This is a genomic window from Pseudomonas sp. GW823-FHT02C05, from assembly GCF_058797595.1.
On sequence record NZ_JBXAJU010000005.1, the window covers coordinates 140,168 to 165,106 of the forward strand.

Annotated in this window: 20 protein-coding genes; 14 read left to right on the plus strand and 6 right to left on the minus strand. The window is 63.3% G+C overall.

The annotated features are described in order from the left end of the window. Positions 1–377: 377 nt before the first annotated feature. Positions 378–2,339 (plus strand): choline transporter BetT, encoded by a 1,962-nt coding sequence (gene betT / locus AC1RGE_RS25855; protein ID WP_161466434.1) that lies wholly within the window; start codon positions 378–380, stop codon positions 2,337–2,339. 9 nt (positions 2,340–2,348) lie between these two features. Here betT and AC1RGE_RS25860 read toward each other — a convergent pair whose 3' ends face one another. Next, positions 2,349–2,606 (minus strand): hypothetical protein, encoded by a 258-nt coding sequence (locus AC1RGE_RS25860; protein WP_015633747.1) that lies wholly within the window; start codon positions 2,604–2,606, stop codon positions 2,349–2,351. A 52-nt stretch (positions 2,607–2,658) separates the two neighbouring features. Continuing rightward, entirely contained in the window at positions 2,659–3,399 is a 741-nt protein-coding gene (locus AC1RGE_RS25865) for an SDR family oxidoreductase (protein ID WP_019094920.1), read from the minus strand. A gap of 132 nt (positions 3,400–3,531) precedes the next feature. Here AC1RGE_RS25865 and AC1RGE_RS25870 point away from each other — a divergent pair, with 132 nt between their 5' ends. Then, on the plus strand, positions 3,532–4,422 hold the full coding sequence (locus AC1RGE_RS25870; RefSeq protein ID WP_011058633.1) for a LysR family transcriptional regulator: 891 nt from the start codon (positions 3,532–3,534) through the stop codon (positions 4,420–4,422). A 138-nt stretch (positions 4,423–4,560) separates the two neighbouring features. Here the strand turns inward: AC1RGE_RS25870 and AC1RGE_RS25875 are convergent, their stop codons facing one another. After that, the gene (locus tag AC1RGE_RS25875) at positions 4,561–5,607 is read right to left on the minus strand and encodes a LacI family DNA-binding transcriptional regulator (RefSeq protein WP_492585242.1); all 1,047 of its coding nucleotides are present in this window, start codon (positions 5,605–5,607) and stop codon (positions 4,561–4,563) included. Between the two features lie 205 nt (positions 5,608–5,812). On the opposite strand from AC1RGE_RS25875, the gene AC1RGE_RS25880 reads away from it, so the two are divergent. The 3 genes from AC1RGE_RS25880 to mgrA all read left to right on the plus strand — a co-directional run bounded on the left by AC1RGE_RS25880 (position 5,813) and on the right by mgrA (position 10,731). Next, positions 5,813–8,071, plus strand: coding sequence for a TonB-dependent receptor (locus AC1RGE_RS25880; protein ID WP_103290583.1), 2,259 nt, complete (start codon positions 5,813–5,815; stop codon positions 8,069–8,071). 143 nt (positions 8,072–8,214) lie between these two features. Continuing rightward, complete coding sequence (locus AC1RGE_RS25885) at positions 8,215–9,543, plus strand: LLM class flavin-dependent oxidoreductase (protein ID WP_492585244.1); 1,329 nt, start codon at positions 8,215–8,217, stop codon at positions 9,541–9,543. Positions 9,544–9,693: 150 nt separating this feature from the next. Then, a complete protein-coding gene (gene mgrA, locus AC1RGE_RS25890) occupies positions 9,694–10,731 on the plus strand; it encodes an L-glyceraldehyde 3-phosphate reductase (protein ID WP_011058637.1) in 1,038 nt (345 codons plus the stop codon). Positions 10,732–10,826: 95 nt separating this feature from the next. Here mgrA and AC1RGE_RS25895 read toward each other — a convergent pair whose 3' ends face one another. Continuing rightward, entirely contained in the window at positions 10,827–12,014 is a 1,188-nt protein-coding gene (locus AC1RGE_RS25895) for an HlyD family secretion protein (protein ID WP_011058638.1), read from the minus strand. A 77-nt stretch (positions 12,015–12,091) separates the two neighbouring features. On the opposite strand from AC1RGE_RS25895, the gene AC1RGE_RS25900 reads away from it, so the two are divergent. Continuing rightward, a complete protein-coding gene (locus AC1RGE_RS25900; RefSeq protein ID WP_011058639.1) occupies positions 12,092–13,687 on the plus strand; it encodes a DHA2 family efflux MFS transporter permease subunit in 1,596 nt (531 codons plus the stop codon). A gap of 14 nt (positions 13,688–13,701) precedes the next feature. On the opposite strand, the gene AC1RGE_RS25905 is transcribed toward AC1RGE_RS25900, so the two are convergent. Further along, complete coding sequence (locus AC1RGE_RS25905) at positions 13,702–14,748, minus strand: GlxA family transcriptional regulator (protein WP_011058640.1); 1,047 nt, start codon at positions 14,746–14,748, stop codon at positions 13,702–13,704. A gap of 371 nt (positions 14,749–15,119) precedes the next feature. Here AC1RGE_RS25905 and AC1RGE_RS25910 point away from each other — a divergent pair, with 371 nt between their 5' ends. The 8 genes from AC1RGE_RS25910 (at position 15,120) to lpdA (ending at position 23,815) form a co-directional block, all read left to right on the plus strand. Continuing rightward, positions 15,120–16,901, plus strand: a complete 1,782-nt coding sequence (locus tag AC1RGE_RS25910; protein WP_041115188.1) for a fatty acyl-AMP ligase — start codon at positions 15,120–15,122, stop codon at positions 16,899–16,901. Next, positions 16,898–17,806, plus strand: a complete 909-nt coding sequence (locus AC1RGE_RS25915; protein WP_015633759.1) for an acyl-CoA desaturase — start codon at positions 16,898–16,900, stop codon at positions 17,804–17,806. The genes AC1RGE_RS25910 and AC1RGE_RS25915 overlap by 4 nt, the downstream gene beginning before the upstream one ends. 31 nt (positions 17,807–17,837) lie before the next feature. After that, positions 17,838–18,794: an acyl-CoA desaturase gene (locus AC1RGE_RS25920; protein WP_015633760.1), complete on the plus strand. Its 957-nt coding sequence runs from the start codon at positions 17,838–17,840 to the stop codon at positions 18,792–18,794. Between the two features lie 52 nt (positions 18,795–18,846). Then, positions 18,847–19,167: an acyl carrier protein gene (locus AC1RGE_RS25925; RefSeq protein ID WP_011058644.1), complete on the plus strand. Its 321-nt coding sequence runs from the start codon at positions 18,847–18,849 to the stop codon at positions 19,165–19,167. 18 nt (positions 19,168–19,185) lie between these two features. After that, on the plus strand, positions 19,186–21,165 hold the full coding sequence (locus AC1RGE_RS25930; RefSeq protein ID WP_015633761.1) for an alpha/beta fold hydrolase: 1,980 nt from the start codon (positions 19,186–19,188) through the stop codon (positions 21,163–21,165). Between the two features lie 37 nt (positions 21,166–21,202). Then, complete coding sequence (locus tag AC1RGE_RS25935; RefSeq protein ID WP_011058646.1) at positions 21,203–21,400, plus strand: rubredoxin; 198 nt, start codon at positions 21,203–21,205, stop codon at positions 21,398–21,400. Between the two features lie 202 nt (positions 21,401–21,602). After that, positions 21,603–22,364: an alpha/beta hydrolase gene (locus AC1RGE_RS25940; protein WP_169892889.1), complete on the plus strand. Its 762-nt coding sequence runs from the start codon at positions 21,603–21,605 to the stop codon at positions 22,362–22,364. Next, positions 22,361–23,815, plus strand: coding sequence for a dihydrolipoyl dehydrogenase (gene lpdA / locus AC1RGE_RS25945; protein WP_492585246.1), 1,455 nt, complete (start codon positions 22,361–22,363; stop codon positions 23,813–23,815). The genes AC1RGE_RS25940 and lpdA overlap by 4 nt, the downstream gene beginning before the upstream one ends. A 57-nt stretch (positions 23,816–23,872) precedes the next feature. Here lpdA and tauD read toward each other — a convergent pair whose 3' ends face one another. Continuing rightward, positions 23,873–24,712: a taurine dioxygenase gene (tauD, locus tag AC1RGE_RS25950; protein WP_011058649.1), complete on the minus strand. Its 840-nt coding sequence runs from the start codon at positions 24,710–24,712 to the stop codon at positions 23,873–23,875. Between the last annotated feature and the right edge of the window lie 227 nt (positions 24,713–24,939).

A 24,939-nucleotide genomic window follows, 5' to 3' on the forward strand; every position in this document is an offset into this window, starting at 1 on the left:
TGTGTAGGCGCTGGCTTGCCAGCGAGGGCGTCTCTGAGAGCGATGCAGGACTTGCCGGCCTATTCGCCGGCAAGCTGGCTCCTACGGGAGAGAGGCCGGCCCGGCAAGGGGCTTTTTCTGCTGAACGATTGCGTTCGACACACGTCATACCCTTCCCTGAGCTAGCGTACAAAAGGTACCGCTGAGCCCTGCGATTAGTCCTGAGCCCCCTATCCATGTTTAACTTGAACGCTTGTTCAAGTTAAACCGGTGGTTCGCTGCCCGCTCACAACAGGAGGCTTGCCTTTGCTGAGTCCGTCTATTTCAGCCATGTTTCATCCCTTCGAGGTGCACCGTTCATGAGTGCACCATCCACCTCCGCGAATGCTTTGATTCGCATGAACCCTCCGGTGTTCTACTTCGCCGCGAGCTTTATCCTGATCTTCGGCGTGGTGGTCATTTCCATGCCGGAACAGGCCGGCGCCTGGCTGCTGGCGGCGCAAAACTGGGCGGCCAATACGGTCGGCTGGTACTACATGCTGGCGATGACCCTGTACCTGGTCTTCGTGGTGGTCACCGCCTTGTCCGGCTACGGCAAGATCAAGCTCGGTGCCGACCACGACGAACCCGAGTTCAGTTACCTGTCCTGGGCCGGCATGCTGTTCGCCGCCGGGATCAGCATCACGCTGTTCTTCTTCTGCGTTTCCGAGCCCCTGACCCACATGCTGCAACCGCCCCAGGGCGAGGCCGGCACCGCCGAGGCGGCGCGCCAGGGCATGCAGCTGCTGTTCCTGCACTGGGGCCTGCACGGCTGGGGCGTGTTCGCCTTCGTCGGCATGGCCCTGGCGTACTTCGCCTATCGGCACAACCTGCCGCTGGCCCTGCGTTCGGCGCTGTACCCGCTGATCGGCAAGCGCATCAACGGCCCTATCGGCTACGCGGTGGATGGCTTCGGCATCATCGCCACGGTGTTCGGCCTGGGCGCCGACATGGGCTTTGGCGTACTGCACCTGAACTCCGGCCTCGACTACCTGTTCGGCATCGCCCACACCCAGTGGATCCAGGTTGGCCTGATCACCCTGATGATGGGCGCGGCGATCATTGTCGCGGTGTCCGGGGTCGACAAGGGCGTGCGGGTGATGTCCGACATCAACATGCTGCTGGCGGTGGCGCTGCTGCTGTTCGTGCTGTTCGCCGGGCCCACCCAGCACCTGCTCAACACCCTGATCCAGAACCTGGGCGACTACCTGGGCGCCTTGCCCACCAAGAGCTTCGACGTCTACGCCTACAACAAGCCCAGCGACTGGCTGGGCGGCTGGACGGTGTTCTACTGGGCCTGGTGGATTGCATGGTCGCCGTTCGTGGGCCTGTTCATCGCGCGGATTTCCCGTGGCCGGACCATTCGTGAGTTCGTCTTCGGCGTGCTGTTGATTCCCCTGGGCTTCACCCTGGCGTGGATGTCGATCTTCGGTAACAGCGCCATCGACCAGGTGCTCAACCACGGTATGAGCGCCCTGGGCATGTCGGCTATCGACAACCCGTCGATGACCCTCTACCTGCTGCTGGAAACCTACCCCTGGAGCAAGACCGTGATTGCGGTCACGGTGTTCATCAGCTTCGTGTTCTTCGTCACCTCGGCGGATTCCGGCACCGTGGTGCTCTCGACCCTGTCGGCCAAGGGCGGCAACGCCGATGAAGACGGGCCGAAATGGCTGCGGGTGTTCTGGGGCGCGATGACCGCCCTGGTCACCAGTGCGCTGTTGTTCGCCGGCAGCATCGACTCGCTGAAGTCGGCGGTGGTGCTGACCTCGCTGCCGTTCTCGCTGATCCTGCTGTTGATGATGTGGGGGCTGCACAAGGCGTTCTACCTGGAATCCCAGCGGCGCATCGCCCAGTTGCATTCCCTGGCGCCGGTTGCACCTTCGCGGCGGGGCAAGGGCGGCTGGCGCCAGCGCCTGAGCCAGGCGGTGCATTTCCCGTCACGGGATGAGGTGTATCGCTTCCTCGACCAGACAGTGCGCCCGGCCATCGAAGAGGTGACCGCGGTGTTCGTCGAGAAGGGCTTGAACGTGGTGACCCAGCCCGACCCGGCCAACGACAGCGTGAGCCTGGAAATCGGCCATGGCGACCAGCACCCGTTCATCTATCAGGTGCAGATGCGCGGTTACTTCACCCCGTCCTTCGCCCGTGGCGGCATGGGGCCCAAGGAGCTGCGCAACCGCCGTTACTACCGGGCCGAGGTGCATCTGGCCGAGGGCAGTCAGGATTACGACCTGATGGGCTACACCAAGGAACAGATCATCAACGACATCCTCGACCAGTACGAACGCCATATGCAGTTCCTGCATCTGGTGCGCTGAGCCGTTCGCTCAGGCCTTGGTGAGCAACAGGTAGAACACCAGGGCCAGCACCGGCACGGCAAACACCAGGCTGCCGACCGCCAGCTCCGAACGCAGGGGCTGGTGGGCGGTGACCATGCCCACCGCACCGTTGATGACCGTCAACGCCAGCCACAGCCCCGAGAAGCCATAGCCCAGGGTCTGGCGGCTGAAACCCAGTCGCTCGCCGATAAACAGCACCAGTGCCAGCAGGATCAGGCCAAAGGTGATGATGATGGTGGTGTGCATGATGGGTACTCCCCGGGAGCCGGTGTGCCGGCGCATATATCGAGCATAGGCGTCAAACCAGCCCGCCATTGGCCCGCAGGATCTGCCCGTTGACCCAGGCCGCCGCCGGGCTCGCCAGGAAGCTGATGATGCTGGCGATATCCTCCGGCTGCCCCAGGCGTTCCAGGGGCGGCATCCTGGCGAAGCTGGCCACCTGCTCGGCAGTCTTGTCCTTGAGGAACAGTTCGGTGGCCACCGGCCCCGGCGCCACGGCATTGACCGTGATCTGGCGCCCGCGCAGCTCCTTGGCAAACACCTGGGTCAGGGATTCCACCGCCGCCTTGCTGGCGATGTACACCGCGTAGCCCGGCAGGTTGAGGCCGACGGTGCTGCTGGAGAAATTGACGATACGGCCGCCGTCATTCAGGCGCCCGGCGGCTTCGCGCAGGGTGTTGAAGGTACCGCGAGTGTTGATGGCGAAGGTCTGCTCGTAGAGCTCGTCGCTGTGCTCGGCCAGGGGCAGCACCTTGAGGATGCCGGCGTTGTTGATCAGCACATCGACCTTGCCCAGTTGGGTCTCGGTCTCTTCGAACAGCCGGCGCACATCGCTGGCGCTGGCCACGTCGGCCTTGACCGCTATGGCCCGGTGCCCGGCCTGGCGCAGTTCCACCACCAGCCGGGAAGCTTCCTCGCTGCTGCTGGCGTAGTTGATCGCCACGGCGTAACCCTCCTTGGCCAACTGGCGGGCGATCACTGCGCCTATGCCTCGGGAGGCTCCGGTGACAATGGCGACTTTTGCGGCTTGAGCGGTCATGGGGTCAGTCCTTCATGGAGGTTGAACGGCTTGTCTGGGCAACAGGTTCACGGATTTACCGTGCTGGATAAATACGCCAGAGTTGCCTTGACTGTTCAATATTCGCCAACAATCGAGCTTCTGGAGCCTCCTGTGGACCAAGTCAAAGGGATGAAAGTGTTCGTAAGGATCTACGAGCGCAGCAGCTTCACTCTAGCCGCCGATGACCTGAACCTGCCCCGGGCGACCCTGACCCACACCCTCAACCAGTTCGAGGCCTGGCTCGGCACCCGGCTGCTGGAGCGCAGCACCCGCCGGGTACGCCCGACTCTGGATGGCCAGGCCTATTACCCCCGTTGCGTGCAACTGCTGGCGGAGCTGGAAGAGGCTGAACTGGCGTTTCGCACTGTGGAGCCCCATGGGCGCTTGCGGGTGGACATGCACGGCACCCTGGCCAAGCACTTCGTGATCCCGCGGCTGGGGGAGTTCATGCAACGTTATCCACAGATCGAACTGGCCATCAGCGAGGCCGACCACTTTGTCGACCTGGTCGCCGAGGGCGTGGACTGCGTGCTGCGTGCCGGCAACCTGGAAGGCTCCTCGCTGATTGCCCGGCGGGTGGCGAACCTGCAGCAGGTGACCTGCGCCAGCCCCGCCTACCTGGCGCGATACGGCGAACCGCAGAGCCTGGACGAACTCGGCGCGCATCGGGCGGTGAACTACGTTTCGCGTACCGCCACCCGCTCGTTCCCCTTCGAGTTCCTGGTCGAGGGGCAGGTGCGCGAAGTGGCCATCGATGGCGCCTTGTCGGTGTTCGGTGCGCAGATCTACGGCGCCTCGGCCCTGGCGGGGCTGGGGATCATCCAGTGTCCGCGTTATCACGTGGCGCGGCAGATCGAGCAGGGGTCGATGCGCGAGATTCTCTGTCACACGCCGCCCCCGGCAATGCCGGTGTCGGTGGTCTACCCCCACAGTCGGCACATGTCGCCGCGGGTGCGGGTATTTGTCGACTGGCTGGCGCAGGTGTTTACCGAGGCGCATTGACGCCCCCGCTGGCACGCCATGCGCAGGAGCTATGGGCCGCCAGCGTATTGATCAACCCAGTGGATCACCTGGACAACCCCGACTACGCCGGTGGCGTATGGGGCGCTGCGCGAGCTCTCTGCCTGAGGGGCAATGGGCTCAACTGCTTTCGCGCTCGATCAGCCGGCATTGCAGCAGGTTCAGGCGTTGCACCGTGCCTGCCACTGGCAGCACTCCCAGGCTCTCCAGCACCCGGGTCGCGGCCAGTACGCCGATCTGAAGCGCCGGTGGCTGGATGGTGCTCAGGCTGGGCAGCAGCATCTGCGCAAAGGGATAGTCGCCAAAGCCCAGCACCGCACATTCCTCGGGGATCTTCAGCCCGGCTCGTTGCCCCGCCAGCAGGCCGCCGGCCGCCAGGTTGTCGTTGGCGAAGATGATCGCGTCGGGGCGTTCCGGGCTGCCCATCAGCGCTTCCATGGCCTGTTTGCCGGCCTCGAAGGGCGCGCGGTCGGCATCCGGGGCAAACACCCGGGGCGCCAGCCCCAACTCGGCCAGCGTTGCCAGATAGCCGTCGCGCCGCTCCAGGGCACTGAAGTCTCCGGGGGCGCTGTTCTGCACGAAGGCGATGCGCCGGTAGCCTTTGGCGTGCAGGTGGCGAGCGGCCGTGACCCCTACCTGAAAGTGCGAAAAGCCGATCTGCAGCGGTTGCCGCTGGGGCTGGTAGTCCCAGGTTTCGATCACCGGGATCTCGGTGTCGGCGAGCATCTTTTCCGTGCCCGGGCTATGGAAGTGGCTGGTCAGTACCAGGGCTGCCGGCGACCAGCCGAGAAAGGCCCTTACCGCGCTCTCCTCCTGCCTTGCGTCGAAGTAGCTGGAAGCCAGCAGCAGTTGGTAGCCATGGCGGCTGAGGGTGTCGCTGAAGCCCTGGATGGTCTGGGCGAAAATCGGCCCGGAAATGTTCGGGATGACCATGGCGACAATCCGCCCGCGGGCCGAGGCCAGCCCGCCGGCCACCAGGTTCGGTACATAGCCGAGTTCGGCGACCATCGCGGCGATGCGTTCACGGCGCTCGGGGGAAACACTGTCGGGCTGGTTGAAATAGCGCGAAACGGTGATCGCCGACACCCCGGCCTGGCGCGCCACGGTGTTCAGGGTTACGCGGCCGGCGCCGCGGCGCTTGCGGCCAGGCGCTTGGTCAGAGCTCATGAGCGCATTCCTTTGGCTGAACAAAAAGGCATATAAAAGTAATTTTTCAGTATTGGACGCTCTATCAGGAGCCTGTCGATACTGGCGATGTTAGCGCTAACAAAGCGCCATGTCTGCTACTCGCTCGAGCGAATGCCCAAGACAGTTTTCAGGCGCTGCCGGCACAGATCGGCAGCGGTTCGGGGCATTTTTCAGCAGGTGCAGCATGCAGAACTTTCTTGGGGAACAGCACAGTCTCACGCAGTCGATCCGTGGTGCCACGCCATTGCGACCCCATCTGGGCTGGTTGCTGGCGGGGCTGGCCGCCTTGCCGCTGCCGGCGGCTTATGCCGCTGGCAGCGGCGCCAGCGCACAGGATCAGGAACCGACCCTGAAGTCGGTGACCGTCACCGCCACCCGCCGCGAGGAATCGCTGCAGAAAGTCCCGGTGGCGGTCTCGGTAGTGGAGGGCGAGCAACTGGAGCGGGATAACCGCAACGGCGTTGCAAGCATCGTGCAGCAGGTGCCATCGCTGAACTTCCGCACGGGTGCCTCGAACAAGGACACCTCGCTGTTCATCCGTGGCGTGGGCACCATTTCCACCTCACCGGGGGTGGAGCCCACGGTGGCGACGGTGATCGACGGCGTGGTCTACGGCCGCCCCGGCCAGGCCACCCTGGACCTGCTGGATCTGGAACGGATCGAAGTCCTGCGCGGGCCCCAGGGCACCCTGTTCGGCAAGAACGCCTCGGCCGGGGTGCTGAATGTCATCACCAAGGCGCCTACGGCCGAGACTCATGGCTACATCGACCAGGCCTACTACAGCGGCAATGAAAGCCGCACCCGTTTCGGCATTGGCGGCAGCCTGATTCCCGACACCCTCAAGGGCTCGTTCACCACCTTGTTCGGCAGTTACGACGGCAATGTGGATAACCGCCACAACGGCCAGGAGGTCAACGGCTACAACCGCAAGGGCGTGCGCGGCAAGCTGGAGTTCACCCCCAGCGAGGACCTCAAGTTCACCTTCGCGGCGGACTACATGCAATCCCATGATGACGCCCCCAACGGGGTGGTGAGCAAGGCCCTGACACCTGCCTTCGCCAATGCCCTGAACCCCGTGCGCGCCAGCAGCGACAACCGGGACATCAACACCGACACCCGTACCCATGTGGACGATATCAACAAGGGCCTTTCCGGCCAGCTGGACTGGAGCCTGGGCGACTACATCCTGACCTCGATCACCGCCTGGCGCGGCTGGAACAATACCCAGTACCAGGACGGCGACCGTCTTGGCACGGTCACTGCGGCGTTCCCCGGGACCGCCGACAAGGGTGACCTGGACTACAACCAGTACTCGCAGGAGCTGCGCCTGGCATCGCCCAAGGGGCGGTTCCTGGAGTACGTCGGCGGCCTGTTCTACATGCACGGCAAGGATGAAGAAACCTACCAGCGCACCCTGACCACGACCACCGGCGCCAACCGGGGCATTGCCGACTACAGCACCACCAACGACAGCTACGCGGTATTTGGCGAGAGCACCCTGAATTTCACCGAGGACTTTCGTGGCATCGCCGGCCTGCGCTGGACCCACGATGACCTGAAGTACGATCACCGCCGGGTCTCGACTTCGGCGACCACGGTCAGCGGTATCCAGCCGGGCACCCAGAGTTCCGGCTCGGTGGACGAGGATGGCTGGTCCGGGCGCCTGGGCCTGCAATATGACCTCAGCGCCACGGTCACCAGCTACCTGACCTATTCCCGGGGCTACAAGGGCCCGGCCTACAACGTGTTCTTCAACATGCAGCCGCGGGACACCCAAGCACTGAAACCCGAAACCTCCAACACCTGGGAGGTGGGGATCAAGGCCAGCAGCTGGAACAACCGGCTGACCACCAACCTCGCGGTGTTCCACAGCGAATACGACAACTACCAGGCCAACTTCTTCGACACCGTGGCCGGGCAGGTAGTGACCCGCCTGATCAATGCCGGGAGCGTCAGCAGCGAGGGCGTGGAACTGGATTACGCCCTGCAGGCCACCCAGCAACTGAAGTTCTCCGGGGCCCTGGCCTACACCCGGGCGCGCATCGACGAATTCGCCTGCCCGGCGGGCGCGGCGGCTTCGTGCAACGTCAACGGCAAGCCGTTGCCTTTCAGCCCGGACTGGAAAAGCTACGTGCGCGCCGACTACAGCATTCCCCTGGATAACGGCCTGGATATCGAGTTGGGCACTGACTACAGCTGGCAAAGCGAAGTGCAGTACGACATCAGCCAGAACCTCGACACCCGCCAGGGCGCCTACGGCATCTGGAACGCCAGCATTGCCCTGGCCGACTACAACGATGGCTGGCGCGTGGCGTTGCTGGGCAAGAACCTCGCCGACAAGTCCTATTCGCCCTTGCTGGCCAGTGGCGGCAACTACATCTACCGCGCCGTGCCCCGGGATGACGAACGTTATTTCGGCGTGCAGTTGCGCAAGGATTTCTGATGCCCTGCCGTTGTAGGAGCCGGCTTGCCGGCGAATGGGTCGGCGAACTGGGAGCAGGTCTTGTGGGCGCTTTCGCTGGCAAGCCAGCTCCTACAGCGGGCTTTGGCGGTGTCCCTTTTGCAGCATGAAACAAGGAGTGATCCATGTCCCGTTCCACTCGCCAGCTCAAGCTCGGCGCCTTTCTCATGGCCACCGGTCACCACGTTGCCGCCTGGCGTCATCCGGATGTTCCGGCCCAGGCAGGGCTGGATTTTGCCGTCTATAAAGAACTGGCGCAGATCGCCGAAGCCGCGCGCTTCGATGCACTGTTCGTCGCCGACAGCCTGGCAGCCCCTACCGGCCCCATCGCCAGCCGCATGGCCCGCTCCGATTACTTCGAACCCTTGACGTTACTGGCGGCCCTGGCGGCCGTGACCGAGCGGATAGGGCTAATTGCCACTAGCACTACGAGCTATAACGTACCGTACCACGTAGCACGTAAATTCGCGTCGCTGGACCATCTTTCAGGTGGTCGGGCGGGGTGGAACCTGGTGACTTCCGACAATGCCGCCGAAGCGCGGAATTTCGGTCGGGAGGAACATTTTGGGCACGCGGAACGTTATCGCAGGGCCCGGGAGTTCCATCGGGTGGTCACCGGGCTCTGGGACAGCTGGGAGGACGACGCCTTTGTCCGCGACAAGGCCAGTGGCAAGTATTTCGACCCAGACAAGCAGCATTTACTGGACCATCGCGGTGAATTCTTCCAGGTCAAAGGGCCATTGAATGTGGCGCGCCCACCCCAGGGATACCCGGTGATCGTCCAGGCCGGTTCTTCCGAGAGCGGTCGTGAGCTGGCGGCCCAGACCGCCGAAGTGGTATTCAACGCCCAGCCTTCCATGGCCGCCGCGCAGGCCTTCTATGCCGACCTGAAAGGGCGCCTGAAGCAGTACGATCGTAGTACGCAATCCCTGAAAATCATGCCTGGGGTATTCGTGGTGGTGGGGGACAGCGAAAGTCAGGCCCGGGAAAAGTTCGAAGCCTTCCAGGACCTGGTGGAGCCCGAAGTGGGCGTGGCCCTGTTGGGGAGGATGCTGGGCAACTTCGACTTGTCCGGCTACCCGCTGGATGCACCGTTGCCGGCGCTGCCACTGACCGAGAGCGGCCAGCAGAGCCGCCAGCAATTGCTCACCGAGCTGGCCGGCAAGGACAACCTGACCCTGGCCCAGCTGGGGCGCAGGATTGCCGGTGGCCGTGGGCACTACAGCCTGATCGGTACGCCCGGGCAGATAGCCGACGAACTGCAAGCCTGGTTCGAGGAGGGCGCGGCCGATGGTTTCAATGTGCTGGTGCCGCATCTCCCTGGTGGGCTACGGGACTTTGCCGGCGGGGTGATTCCGGAACTGCAGCGGCGCGGGCTGTTCAGAACTGAATACGAGGGCCGAACCCTGCGGGAAAACCTGGGGTTGGCGCGACCGAAAAATCAGTTTGTGTGACAACGCGGCTGGCGCAGGGGCCGGCTTGCCAGCGAAAGCGCTCGTGGTGGCCAAGGCTTGCGGGCCTTTGGCCGGCAAGCCGGCTCCTACCGTGGGGCGCTTTGATCGACGTTTAGTCGTTTTGGAAAGACCTGACTCAGAGAGGATTCGATGACTTACATAGCTGCTGAAAACCGCTACGATTCCATCCCCTATCGCCGTGTCGGCCGCAGTGGCCTGGTACTGCCGGCGCTGTCCCTGGGGCTGTGGCACAACTTTGGCGACAGCACGCCGATCGACACCCAGCGTGCCTTGCTGCGCACCGCCTTCGACCTGGGGATCAACCACTTCGACCTGGCCAACAACTACGGCCCGCCCTACGGCAGCGCCGAAATCAACTTCGGCCGCCTGCTGCGGGAAGACTTCAAGGCCTATCGCGATGAATTGATCATCTCCAGCAAGGCCGGTTGGGACATGTGGCCCGGGCCTTACGGCCAGGGCGGCGGTTCGCGCAAGTACGTACTGGCCAGCCTCGACCAGAGCCTGCAGCGCCTGGGCCTGGACTATGTGGATATCTTCTATTCCCACCGCTTCGACCCGGATACGCCGCTGGAGGAAACCGCCAGCGCCCTGGCCACCGCCGTGCAGCAGGGCAAGGCGCTGTATATCGGTATTTCTTCCTATTCGGGGGCCAAGACCCGGGAAATCGCCGCGTTGCTCAAGGAGTGGAAGGTGCCGCTGCTGATCCATCAACCGGCCTACAACATGCTCAACCGCTGGGTCGAGAAGGACCTGCTGGACACCACCGAGGAGCTCGGCGCCGGGGTCATCGCCTTTACGCCGCTGGCCCAGGGCCTGCTTACCGACAAGTACCTCAATGGCATTCCCGAGGATGCGCGGGTCAATCGTCCGGGGGGCGGCTCGTTGCAGGCTTCGCACTTGTCGGAGGCCAATATCGCCCATGTCCGCGCGCTCAACGAGATCGCCAAGAACCGCGGCCAGAGCCTGGCGCAACTGGCCCTGGCCTGGACCCTGCGCGACCCGCGGGTGACCTCGGCGCTGATCGGTGCCAGCCGGCCGGAGCAGATCGTCGAGAACGTCGGGGCGTTGCAGAACTTGAGCTTCAGTGTCGAGGAACTGGCGGAAATCGATCATTTCGCCAAAGAAGGGCGCATCAACCTGTGGGAAAAACCTTCGACGGCAGAGTGAGGTAAATCTGCCCCTGCACCGATAAAACAGCCCCCGGCAGAGCGATCTGCCGGGGGCTGTTGGCTTTGCCGCCTGGAGCGGGGCGGCAGGCGTCGTTACCTGGTCGTGCTGCTGACTTTCAAGGAAGACGGATTGCCGGCCACGGTGCGGTCCTGGGGATCATCGAGGTCGACCTTGGCGGTCACCGACAGGCCCGGCCGCAGGCGTTCGAGGCCGGACTGGTTGGCGTCGAAGCGAATGCGCACCGGCACCCGCTGGACGATCTTGGTGAAGTTGCCGGTGCCCGGTTCGAAGGGCAGCAGGGCAAAGGTCGAGCCTGAACCCGGAGCCAGGCTTTCCACGGTGCCGGTGATGCTGACGCCTGGCAGGGCATCGATCTTGATCTGCGTCGATTGCCCCGGGTACATGTGCTGGGTCTGGGTCTCCTTGAAGTTGGCCAGTACATAGAGGTCATGCAGCGGCACCAGGGTCAGCAGGCGCGAACCCGGTTGCACGTAATCGCCAACCTGGATCTGCCGATTGCCGACGGTGCCGTCCATCGGTGCATAGATGGTGGTGTGGCGCAGGTCCTGCTGGGCCAGTTCGAGCCGCGCCTTGGCGGTTACCACCTTGGCCTTGGCCATCTGCAATTGCGCTTGCAGGCGTTGCCGTTGCGCGGTGGTGACCGCAAGGTCGTTCTCCGCCACTTGCAACATGGCCTGGGCGTAGGCCAGGCCTTGTTCGGCGGAGATGGCCTGGGTGCTGTATTTCTCCACCTCGTTGCGCGCCACGGCGCCGGTGGTGACCAGGGTATCGAAGCGATTGCGCTCCGCACCGGCACGCTTGGATTCGGCCTGGTTGGTGCGGATCGAGGTGCGCGCCGCCTGCACGCGGGCACTGGCCAGGCGCTGCTCGGCGTCCTGGATGGTCAGCGCGGCCTCGGCCAGGGCGACCTGGGCCTGGTTGTCCGCCAGATCGCCTTCGGCCAGGGATACCCGGCTGTCGAACTCTTCGCTGTTGATGCGCACCAGGGGCTGCCCGGCGGTGACGTTCTGGTGATCCTTGACCAGCACCTCTGTCACCAGGCCATGGACCCGCGGCGCGACGGAGGTCGCATCGGCGGCGATGTAGGCATCGTCCGTGGCCTGTGTCGACGGCGCCATCAGCACCCAGCCAACCCCGACTGCTACCAATGTCAGGGCGATAGCGCCGGCGATCAGCGGGCGCTTGGAACGCTTGCGCGGCTTCTCGGACTCTTGGGCGGCTTGCAGGATGGCGTTCTGAGTCTGGGTGCTCTGCTCCATGTTGAAGCTCCATGCTGTTTTGAATTACGATCATAATATTCACATGTCGGTCGCAATACTACAGGGAAGTACCTACCGTGACGACAAGCGCAACTGACCTCTCCGAAGCGGGTGCCCAGCCCGGCCAACAGTCCACTAAGCGCAAGTTTCTGGTCTTCACGATCATGGCTTTCGGCATGTTCATGGCGCTGATCGACATCCAGATCGTGGCGGCCTCGCTCAACGACGTGCAGGCCGGGCTCAGTGCCGGCCCTGATGAAGTGAGCTGGGTGCAGACCGCCTATCTGATTGCCGAACTGATCATGATTCCCTTCTCGGCGTTTCTCGCCCAGGCGATTTCCACCCGCTGGCTGTTCGCTGCCAGCGCGGCGTTCTTTACCCTGTTCAGCGTGGGTTGCGGCATGGCCTGGAACATCGAGTCGATGATCGTGCTGCGGGCCCTGCAAGGCTTTGCCGGCGGGGCGATGGTGCCCACGGTATTCGCCGTGGGGTTCGTGTTGTTCGAAGGCAAGCAGCGGGCGATGGTCCCGGCAATCCTTGGCATGACCGCGGTGCTGGCACCGACCCTGGGCCCCACGGTGGGCGGCCTGGTGACCTTCTACCTGGACTGGCGCTGGATCTTCTTCATCAACGTGCTGCCGGGGCTGGTGATCTGCATCGGCGCGGCGTTGCTGATCGATGTGGATCGCCCGGACCTGTCCATGCTGCGGCGTATCGACTGGCTGCATTTCGTCGCCATGGCGCTGGCCCTGGGGTGTTTTGAATACGTGCTGGAGGAGGGGCCGCGCAAGGACTGGTTCAGCGATACCGGGATCGTCATCGCGGCCTGGGTGTCCCTTGTGTCCTTTGGTTTGTTCATCGAGCGCTCGTTGTATTCGAACAACCCGATCGTGTCCCTGGTGCCGTTTCGCGACCGCACCTTTTCCATTGCCTGCCTGTTGAACCTGGTGATCGGTTTTGGCCTTTATTCGTCGACCTACCTGGTGCCGGTGTTTCTTGGCCGGGTGCGTGGCTTCGATAGCCTGGAAATCGGCACCACGGTTTTTGTCGTGGGTATCGGGCAGTTGGTCAGTACGATTATTGCTGCCCGGGCCTCGGAAAAAGTTGATCGGCGCCTGATCATCTCGGTGGGTTTCCTCGGCCTGGCGCTGAGCCTGTGGCTGACTTCCCGGGTCACTTCCAACTGGGGATTCGATGAGTTGCTGGTGCCGCAGGTGGCGCGTGGGCTGTTCCTGATGCTGTGCATCGTGCCGAGCGTGAACATGGCCTTGAGTTCGTTCCAGGGGGTTGAACTGCGCCAGGCCTCCGGGCTGTTCAACCTGATGCGCAACCTGGGCGGCGCCATTGGTATTGCTACGGTCAACACCTGGCTGCAGGACGATGCCCGGACTCAGGTCCTGCGCCTGTCCGAGTCGCTGGGGAGCAAGGCTGTCGCCGCCCAGGAACTCATGGGCCAACTGGCGCTGAAGATTGCCGCCGATACACCGGATGCCAGCCACGCTTTCCTGATGGCTCAGGGCATTCTCGGCCGCCTGGTGGGGCGTGAAGCGCTGACCCTGGCCTTTGGCGATGTGTTCCGCCTGATGGCGATGATGTTCGTGGTGGCGTTGTTGCTGGTGCCGTTGTGCAAGGTGCCCCCGGCCGCGCCAGGCGCAGCCGAGGAGGAGAAGTGATAAGCAGCCGGGGCCTAGATGATCGGCGGCCCGGAGCGGGTCTTGCGCAACTGGCTGGGGGTGCAGCCCATGTTTTTCCACATCAGGCGGCGTAGAGCGGTGGAATCGGCATAGCCCACTTTGAAAGCAACTTCTTCAATGCTCATATTGGTGGTTTCCAATAAGCTTTGAACATGTTGCAGGCGAACTTTCTGAATGAAGGCCATGGGCGGCTTTCCCGTGGCGCTACGAATTCTACGGGATAAGGTCTTCTCGGTTATACGCAAATGTTCGGCAATGGTGCTCAGTGGCGGAACGTTGGGCAGGCAATCCTCGATGAACTTCTCCATTAACAAAACTTCACGGTTTTCCGTTTGCAAGTTGGACAGGGCCATGTAGTGATATTGCGCCGGTCGACCATCTATCAACAGATAACGCATGGTCAGTTCAGCAATCTGATTGCCCATCTTATTACGCAATATGTAGAGCATTAGATCCATTTGCGACATGCCTGCGCCTGCTGTAATCATATTTCCGTCATGAATAAGCATGCGTTTTGTGTCGAGTATCGCTTCGGGATAACGCTCTTTGAAAGTTTCATACAGTTGCCAATGAGTGGTGACCGTATGCCCCTCCAGAACCCCCGCCTCACCCAGGACGAAAACTGCTGAACAGGACGCCGCCGTCTGCTGCCCGCGGCGGTGATGGTCATGCACCAACTGGCTGAGCTTGCGGATATCGGCGTGCCCGAGCCGGGTGATCAGTTCGCTGGACAGGCTGAGCCCAGGCAGCCTTTTTTCCCGGCGACAGCCAAAGAAATCCAGCTCCTGGGTGTTCTCCAGCCCCAGTCCCGGGATCACCAGCATGCTGCCTTCGATGGCCTGGACCTTGTCCAGTGGCTGGGCATCCAGGCGCATGCCGTTGCGCATGCGAACCGATTCGCTGCTGCCGATAATCTTCCAGGTGATGGTTGGCCGGCCCATGACTTCGGCGACCTGGTTAGCTGTTCGCAGCACATCCAGGGTGATCGCGACACTCGATCCCATGGCACCTTCCAGCGCAATAAGCGTGAGCACATCCATGTCCATTTTCTCCCTGTAAGTGTCCATTTGTGCATTAGCAAAATATACAAGCTGGTGGCAGACTTCTCAACGCATCCAGATTTCACTTTCCTGCCCACGCTATTCCCTGTGGGACATAAAAAAATATGCATTCATCAAGTGAATGCGTTGCTCTGTCAATAAAATGACATCTTTGTCTACTGCCTAGTAAGAGCTCCCCTTCTTAGGGGCGTTTGTTCGGTTCCTTAGTGCTGAAAATAATAAACGACCTTCAGGTCAATATATGGCTCTCCATTTAAAAAGGATTTTGAATGAACTACGCCGTGCCTCGTGATTATCTTAATGATGTCAATCCAGCCATCTCAGCGCATGTAGCAGTTGATGATCTGCCGTTGGCCGAAGTCCCGGGCATCGAATGTTTAAGTTCGGTTACCGAAGTACTGGCCTATCGCGCATGGCGGCAACCCGATGCCATTGCCTTCATCCATCTGCTCGATGGCGAGCGGGAGGAGGCGTCGATCAGCTACGCCGAACTGTGGAAGCGTAGTCAACGATTGGCCGCCGCGCTGCAGATCTTCGAGCCCCGTGAAAAACGGGTGCTGATGCTGTTCGAGACCGGTATCGACTACATCGTTTCACTGTTCGGCCTGCTGCTGGCCGGTGCCGTGGCGATCCCGGCCTTTCCCCCAGTGGGGACCCGGGGGCTGGAGCGGCTGGCACTGATCTGCGCTGATGCCCATCCGCAACTGGTGCTCACCAGCTCGCGCTTCATGCGGTCCCAGGAGCGGGTCAACGCTCTGCTCCAGGGTGATTTGCCCGCGCCCCAGTGGGTTGACCCGGAGCAGTTGGCCGAGGCGGATTCATCCTGGCGCGGGCAGGCGCTCGCCCACGGCCAACTGGCCCTGCTGCAATACACCTCGGGCTCCACCTCGGCGCCCAAGGGCGTGATGCTGACCCACGACAACCTCTACAGTAATTGCCGCAGTGCCAGCCAGTGGATGGGCCCGGCCAGGAATCGCGTGGGTTGCAGCTGGCTGCCGCCCTATCACGACATGGGCCTGATGGGCGGAATCCTGCAGCCGATCTTCGATGCCTTCCCTACCGTGCTCATCAGCCCCGGGCACTTTGTCCAGCGACCGCTGCGCTGGCTGGATGCGGTGTCCAGGTACGGCGCCGACGTCACCATCGCGCCCAACTTCGCCTTCGACCTGTGTGTCGAAAACATCACCGACGAGGAACTGGCAGAGCTCGACCTGAGCAAGCTCAAGGCTATCTATTGCGGGGCCGAGCCGGTGCGCCAGAGCACCCTGGCGCGCTTCTCCGAACGTTTTGCCGCCGCCGGCTTCAACCCGGCGGCCCTGGGCCCCTGCTACGGGTTGGCCGAGGCCACCGTACTGGTCTCGGGCAAGCGCCACGATGAGCCGGCGTTCAATACCCAGGTGGATCGGGACCAACTCGCCAGTGGCACCCTGGCCATCGTCGATGCCGAGGATGCCCGGGCCCTGCCGCTGGTCAGTAGCGGCAGGGTCGCCCCGGGCCTGCGCGTGGCGATTGTCGACCCTGTCAGCCTGCAACCGGTGGCGGACGGCCAGATCGGCGAGATCTGGGTCCAGGGCGACAACGTGGGCGCCGGCTACTGGGGCAAGGAAGCGCTGAGCCAGCAGGTGTTTCGCGCCAGCCTGCCGGGCATCCATGGGCGTTTCATGCGCACCGGCGATCTTGGCGCGCTGCACCGCGATGAGCTGTTCGTCACCGGGCGCCTCAAGGACCTGATCATCATTGCCGGGCGCAACCTGTATCCCCAGGACCTGGAGCTGGCGGTGGAAAGCGCCGACCCGCGCATCCGCAGCAACGGCTGCGTGGCGGTGGGCATCGATAACGGCCAGCAGGAACAACTGGCGATCGTGGCCGAGGTCAAGCGCAGCGAGAAACTCGATGAAGCCCAGCAGGAACAGCTGCGCCAGGTGATCACCAGTGCGCTGGTCAGCCAGTTCGGCGTGGCCCCGGCGCGCATCCACCTGGCGCCCATGGGCGGCATTCCACTGACCACCAGTGGCAAGGTCCAGCGCCAGGCCACCCGCAAGGCCCTGCTCAACGACACGCTGGCGCGCTATGGCGCCAGTCGCGCGGCTGCGGCACCTACCCTTAAAACTGCTACGGATGCCCTGTCATGACGGCCATGAATCCTCATATCGACCGCACCGGCCAGCGCGAGCGGCAATTGGCCTGGCTGACGGTCGCAACTCCGGCAGTGGGCACCGTGGTGGCCCTGGTGCTGGCCTGGCATCAGGGCATCGGCTGGCTGGAAATCGGCGCGCTGGCCAGCATGTACCTGCTGACCGCCCTGGGAGTGGAAGTGGGCATGCACCGGTTCTTTTCCCACCATGCGTTCAAGGCCGGCCCGGTGATCACCGCATTCTTCGGCATCGCCGGTTCGATGGCGGCGCAGGGCCCGATCCTGTTCTGGGCGGCGACCCATCGCCAGCACCACGCCTTCACCGACAAGGAAGGCGACCCGCATTCGCCGCGCCCGCTCAAGGCGGGTTTTATCGGCAATATCCAGGGCTGGTGGCACGCTCACCTGGGCTGGCTGTTCAGCCTGCGCAAGCAGAACTGGAGCCAGTTCGTGCCGGACCTGCTGCGCGATCGACTGATCATGCAGATCAACCAGCGCTACTACCTGTGGATCATCCTCGGCCTGCTGCTGCCCAGCCTGGCATGCGGGCTGATAACCCGCAGCTGGGAGGGCGCGCTCAGCGGCCTGCTGTGGGGCGGCTTCGTGCGGATCTTCCTGGTGGACCACGCCACCTGGTGCATCAACTCCTTTGCCCACCGGGTTGGCGGCCGCGACCACAAGACCCGGGATACCAGCCGCAACGTGTTCTGGCTGGCGATTCCGACGGTAGGGGGCGGTTGGCACAACAACCACCATGCCTTCCCGGCGCTGGCCCATGCCGGCCTGAAACCCTGGCAGTTGGATATTGGCGGCCTGTTCATCGAGCTGCTCGCCCTCTGCGGCCTGGCCTGGGATGTCAAACGGCCCGGCCCGACCGTGGCTGCAGAACCTTCAGAAAGCTGATTGCCGGTCCCTACCTCACAGGAAGCAATTCATGGACGAGATACTCACCAACACAGCGACACCAGAGGTCGGCGGGGTTGCCCAGCTGAGCCCGAGTGCGGCCAGGACCAAGGCGCGGATCGCGCTGGCAGTCATGCTGGTGCCCCTGTTCGGGACCTTCGAGGCAATCCGGCTATGGTTCACCGGCCAGGTCCATGCCCTGGATTTCATCCTCTTCGCGGTGTTCTACGCGGTGCAGATGTTCGGGGTTTCCATGGGCTACCACCGTTACCTGGCCCATCGTGCGTTCAAGACCTCGCGGCTGATGAGCAGCCTGATGCTGATCGCCGGTTGCATGGCGGCCCAGGGACCGATCCTGTTCTGGGTCACCACCCATCGCCGGCACCACACCTACAGCGACCAGCACGGTGACCCGCATTCCCCCAACCTCATGGGCCAGAGCCGCTGGCAACGGGCCAAGGGGCTGTGGCATGCGCACATGCCGTGGATGCTGGCCCCGGACATGTCGAGCTGGAACTTCTTCGCCCCGGACATCCTGCGCGACCGCCGGCTGTTCTTCTACAACCAGACCTACCTGTTCTGGGTGGCCCTGGGGGTAATCCTGCCAGGGGTGATCGGCGGGCTGGTCAGCCAGAGCTGGTCCGGTGCCTGGAGCGGCCTGATCTTCGGCGGCCTGGCGCGGATCTTCGTCGCCAACCAGGCGGCCTGGTGTGTGGGCTCCATCTGCCACCGCTACGGCGCTCGCCCGTTCGTGACCCACGACCAGAGCACCAACAACTGGATCGTGGCCTTCCTCACCTTTGGCGAGGGGCTGCAAAACAATCACCACGCATTCCCTGCCTGGTACCGGCATGGCGTGCACTGGTGGGAGCCCGACCTGTCGGGCTGGACACTGGCGTTAATGGGCAAGCTGAGACTGGTCTCAGACCTGCGTTCCCCGTCCCAGGCAATGATCGACAAAGTCCGCAAGCGCCAGGCCTCGTCCTGAAACGCCCAATCGGCTGATCGTATTAACCACCTCACTCATCAAGGAAGATCCTATGTCCAATTTCATCTCCAATTTGCTGAGCACTCTGAGCTTCTCAGAGAAAAAACAGGCGGCGGTCGAACTCAACGAGGACAGCATCAAGCATTGGCTGGTGCAGAAGATGGGCGCGCTCTTGAAGATCGATCCTTCCCAGGTCGATACCGCCCGCAGCTTCGAGTCCTACGGCCTCGATTCGCTGGTAGCGGTGAAGGTGGCGGGTGACCTGGAGAAGTTCATGGAGCAGCGCCTGTCGCCGGCCCTGCTGTTCGAATACTCCAGCATCGATGACCTGTCCAAATACCTGGCCAATGAACTGACCACATCCGAAGTTTGACTTCGCAGGAGCTTGGCCATGGCCATTGCACAGATGCCCTCGCAAAAAAACGATAAATTCAATGACCTGCTCCGACGCTCTCAGGAGATCGAGGGCCTGCGTCTGACCGACGCAATCCCCAAGCACCTGTATCAGCCGCGGGTATGGCGCGGGATGCTCAGCTTCGTCGTCAGCTACATGCTCTACATCGGTGCCATCGTGGCGGTCGCCCACGTGCACTGGATGTTCTACCTGCCGCTGTGGCTGGTGGCGGGCCTGGGCGGCTGGGGCCTGTTCTGTGTCGCTCACGATTGCGGGCACAACTCGTTCTCGCGCAACCGCAGCTTCAACCACATCCTCGGGCACATCGCGCTGCTGCCGTTGCTGTACCCGTTCCACGGCTGGCGCCACATGCACAACATGCACCACGCCAACACCAACAACCTGGAAATGGACGTCGACTGGCGCCCGGTGCTGCGCGTGCAATATGACGCCATGCCCTGGTGGGACAAGCTGGTCTACAGCAGCACCCGCACCTGGCTGTTCTGGCTGGGCACGGTCAACTACCAGCGTCACTCGGGCTTCCGTCCGTCGATGTTCCACAAGCTCGAAGCGCGCAACGAAGTGCGTCGCTCGATCCTGTTCATGGTGGTGGCTGCGCTGATCTACCTGCCGACCCTGGTCTACTTCACCGGCTTCACCGGCCTGTTCCTGTACTTCATCGCCCCGTGGCTGGCGACCCATGCCTGGTTCAGCCTGACCACCATGATGCACCACATCAGCGACGAGACCCCGTTCCTCACCAAGGAACACTGGAGCTTCAACAGCAGCCGCCTGCTGCTGACCACCGACTACATGTACCCCAAGTGGCTGCTGTTCCTGACCCACTACATTTCGGTGCACACCGCGCACCATGTGGCGCCGATCATTCCCCACTACAACCTGCCCGAAGCCCAGGCCGCGTTGAAGACGGCCTTCCCCGGCATGGTCCGGGAAAAGCCCATGACCGTGCAGGACGTGTGGCACGTGGCGCGTAGCTGCCACCTGTACGACCCGGTGAACGGTTTCTATGAGTCCTTCGACCAACCAGCCCAGGCGGCCGGTGACCCGAGCACCCCCGGAGCCCGGGCCGCCAACGGCCCGTTGACCATGAAGCAGCAGATGCTGCGCAGCTACATGGGCGTGCTGGGATCGGTGTCGCTGGAGACCGCCGGGGCCAAGGCCACCGACCTGTTCGGCTACACCCGGGAATACATCAAGCAGCCGGACAAGGAAATGAGCCCCCTGGGCGCCCAGCGTTTCCATATCAAGGGTATCCCCGGCGTTCCCCATGGCTATCAGTGGGGCACGGGCAACCAGACCATCCTGCTGGTCCATGGCTGGGGTGCGGACAGCCGCAGCCTGTATTCCTTCACCCGGGTCCTGCAGCGCCAGGGCTTCAAGGTCGCGACCTTCGATGCGCCGGCCCACGGCATCTCGCCGGGCTCGCTGAGCACCATGACCGAGTTCAAGGACGCGGTGAAAGCGGCGATTGTCGCCCTCGGCGACGTGGTGGGTATCGTTGCCCATTCCCTGGGCGGGATCGCCGCCACCGGAGCCCTGGCCGAACTGGCCGAGACTCATCGGATCAAGGCCCTGTGCCTGCTGGGCTCGCCCGCCAACCTGCCGGTGGTGATCCAGCGCTGGGCCAACGGCTACCTGAAGCTCAAGCCGGCGGTGGTCCAGGCCATGCACCGGGAACTGTGGAAACGCAACGGCGTGCCGGTGGAGCACTGGGATATCCCGGCGCTGGGCAACGCCCTGCAACTGCCAACCCTGGTGCTGCATGACCTCAACGACCCGATCGTGCCGTTCTGCGAAGCGCAGCAGATCACCACGCTGATGCCATGGGCCAAGCTGGAGCCGGTGTCCGGGCTCGGGCATGTGCGGATCCTCTCCGATGCCGCGGTGCTGGAGCAGGTGGCGCAGTTCCTCGTGGAGAACGTCAAGGTGGCCGAAGTGGCCCAGGCCAGCGCATGAGAACAACGCATAACCCTTTGATGATGGTTGACCACCCATGAGCACCTACGCTGAAAACGCTGTGGCCGAGTCCGGCCTGTGGATGTGCCTGATCTGTGGCTGGATCTACGATCAACGCCTTGGCGATCCGGATTCGGGGGTGCCTCCGGGCACCGCCTGGGACGACATTGCCGAGGATTGGACCTGCCCGGAATGCGGCGTGAGCAAGTTGGACTTCAACATGGTGAAGCTGTAGCCCAGCGCTTGAATTCTGTAGTCGATGAGGAAGGAAGATGGCGACCCAAGAGCCAAGGCCGGCACCTGCCAGGGGCCGGCGCAACAGCTTCAGGAAGATGCTCTTCAAGGGCATTTACAACGGGGTTCTGGGGCTGCTTCGCTGCAGCTTCTGGATTGAGTCGCGGCTTTTTCCCCAGCGCGCTGCAGCACGGGCGCTGAAGATGTTCACGACGCCACAACGGCTGCGCCAGCATTTTCCGCAGACCTTGCCCAGCGCCACGGTGCAGGACCTGGAAACCGACCAGGGGCGCCTGCGCTGCTTTCGCTGGACTCCACCGCAGGTCCGGCGCCGCGTGGTGCTGGTGCACGGTTGGAGTGGCGCCAGCACCCAGTGGCAGTACCTGATCCCGCTGTTGCTGGAGGAGGGCTGCGAGGTCCTCTCCTTCGACTGCATCGGCCATGGCGGCAGCGGCGGTCGGCAGGCCTCGCTGCCGACCTTCGTCAGCATGCTCGACCAGGTGCAAAAGCAACTGGGGCCCTTCGACACCGTGATTGGTCACTCCCTGGGCGGCGCTGCCGCCGGGTATGCCTTGAGCACTCCGGTCGGCAAGGGTTTCCAGCGGGCGGTCCTGGTGGCCGCGCCGGCCGATATCGAAAACGTGGTCCGGCGCTTTGGCGCATTTTTGTGGATCAACGATGACGTCAGGCAACGCATGCAACTTCTGGTTGAGCAACGCTATCAGAAGGACATGGCCAGCCTGGCGGTCAGCCGTTATGGGCGCCAGGTGGAGGTCCCGGTGCTGCTGGTGCATGACCAGCAGGATCAGGAAGTCCCGGCAGATGACCTGCAATCCTTCGCCGAAGGCTTGCGACACCGGCGGGTCTTGCAGACTCGCGGGTTGGGCCATCTGAAAATTCTCAAGGACAGCGCGACCATGGAGGCCGTGGTCGAGTTTGTCTGTGCAAAGGACGGCAACCTATGAGTGAAAGTTACGATGTGATCGTTATTGGTGCGGGTCCCGGCGGCTATGTCGCCGCCATCCGGGCCGCGCAACTGGGGCTCAAGACAGTCTGCATCGAGCGCTACAAGGGCAAGGATGGCAAGACCGCCCTGGGCGGGACGTGCCTGAACGTTGGCTGCATTCCCTCCAAGGCACTGCTGGACAGTTCCCACCACTACTACGAAGCGCGCAACGGATTCGAAGTGCACGGCATCGCCATCCGCAATCCGCAGATGGATGTACCGGCCATGCTGGCGCGCAAGGACAACGTGGTGCGCAATTTCAACGGCGGCATTGCCTCGCTGTTCAAGGCCAATGGCGTGGCCCTGCTGGAAGGTCACGGCAAGCTGCTGGCCAACAAGGAAGTGGAAGTCACCGCCGCCGATGGCAGCACGCAACGCATCAGCGCCGGCAATATCATCCTGGCTCCCGGCTCGCGGCCGATCGACATTCCCGCGGCGCCCCTGGCCGGCGAGGTGATAGTGGACTCCACCGGCGCCCTGGAATTCACCCAGGTGCCCAAGCGCCTCGGGGTGATCGGTGCCGGCGTCATCGGCCTGGAACTGGGGTCGGTCTGGGCACGCCTGGGGGCTGAAGTCACGGTGCTGGAAGCCCTCGACAGCTTCCTCCCGGCGGTGGATGCGCAGATCGCCAAGGAGGCGCAGAAGATCCTCGGCAAGCAGGGCCTGGATATCCGCCTGGGCGCCCGGGTGACGGCCTGCGAAGTGCAGGGCGACAGCGTCAAGGTCAGCCTCAGTGAGGCCGGCGAGGACAAGCAGCAGGTGTTCGACCGGCTGATCGTCGCCGTCGGTCGCCGCCCCCTGACCACCGATCTGTTGGCCGCCGACAGCGGCGTGCACTTGGACGAACGCGGTTTTATCCACGTCGATGGCCAGTGCTGCACCAGCGTCCCCGGGGTGTTCGCCATTGGCGACGTGGTACGCGGCCCGATGCTGGCGCACAAGGCTTCTGAAGAGGGGGTGATGGTGGCCGAGGGGATTGCCGGGCATCGGCACCCGTTGAACTACGACCTGATCCCCTCGGTAATCTACACCCACCCGGAAATCGCCTGGGTCGGCCAGACCGAGCAGGCCCTCAAGGCCGAGGGCGTCGAGTTGAACATCGGCACCTTCCCGTTCGCTGCCAGCAGCCGGGCCATGGCGGCCAACGACACCGCCGGGCTGGTCAAGGTGATTGCCGATGCAGGCACCGACCGCGTGCTGGGCGTGCATGTGATCGGGCCGGGCGCGGCGGAGCTGGTTCAGGAAGGGGCCATCGGCATGGAGTTCGGCACCAGTGCCGAGGACCTGGGGATGATGGTGTTCTCCCATCCGACCCTGTCCGAAGCCCTGCATGAAGCCGCGCTGGCCGTGAATGGCCAGGCGATCCATATCGGCAATCGCAAGAAGAAAGCCCCCGCCGGCGTCAAATAACCAGTGGCCCCGGCCCCGCTCATGCAGCGCGGCCGGGGTTTGCTGCATCCCCGCGTTTCAGCGCAAGAACGGCACATCCCCAAGAATGGTCGCGCGCTGCATCACCCGGCGCTGTGGACGGTAGTCGTCCACCGCATAGTGCTGGGTCACGCGGTTGTCCCAGAAGGCAATGTCGTTCTCCTGCCAGCGCCAGCGAATGGTGAATTCCGGGCGGGTGGCGTGGGCGAACAGCAGTTGCAGGATGGCTGCGCTTTCGCTTTCCGACAGCTCGTTGATCCGGGTGGTGAAGCCGTCGTTGACGAACAGCGACTTGCGCCCGCTCACCGGGTGCGTGCGGATCACCGGGTGCGACAGCGGCGGGTTCTTGCGCCGGGTTTCTTCCCAGCGCGCCAGGTCCTCGGTGGTGTTGCCGAAGCGCTCCAGAGGGAAGGACTTAGTGAAGTCGTGGGTCGCGGTCAGGCCCTGCAGCAGATTCTTCATCGGCTCCGACAGCGCCTCGTAGGCGGCAATGCCGCTGGCCCACAGGGTATCGCCGCCGAACTCCGGCAGCAGCTTGGCGCTGAGCACCGCGCCCAGGGCCGGGGTCGGCAGAAAGGTTACGTCGGTGTGCCAGATGGCGTTGTCGCGCACGTCGGTCTCGGCGGTATCGAGGATCAATACCTCCGGCTGCTCCGGCACATTGGGGTAGATCGGGTGGATGTGCAGGTCGCCGAAGCAGGCGGCGAAACGCGCCTGCTGCTGCGGGGTGACCGGCTGGTTGCGAAAGAACAGTACCTGGTGCTTGAGCAGCGCCTGCTCGATGGCGTCACGATGTTCGATGCTCAAGGGCTGGCTGATATCGATGCCGCCGATCTGGGCGCCGAGGGCGGAGCTTAGAGGAGTGATGGTCAGGCTCATGGTCGTTCTCTTGTACGGCGCCGGACGTCGGCGTGGTCGGATTCGGTTTATCTGCATCAATCTTGAAATCGCTGGCATGCACGGCTCTTGTAGCCGCTGCCGAGCCTTGGCGAGGCTGCGAACGGCTGCGCAGCAGACGCAAACCCTTGCAGCGCGGTCGTCCTGGTCGATCGCTGCGAGCGCTGTGCGCTCGGTCACAGCTTCGCGGGGGCTCGGCAGCGGTACAG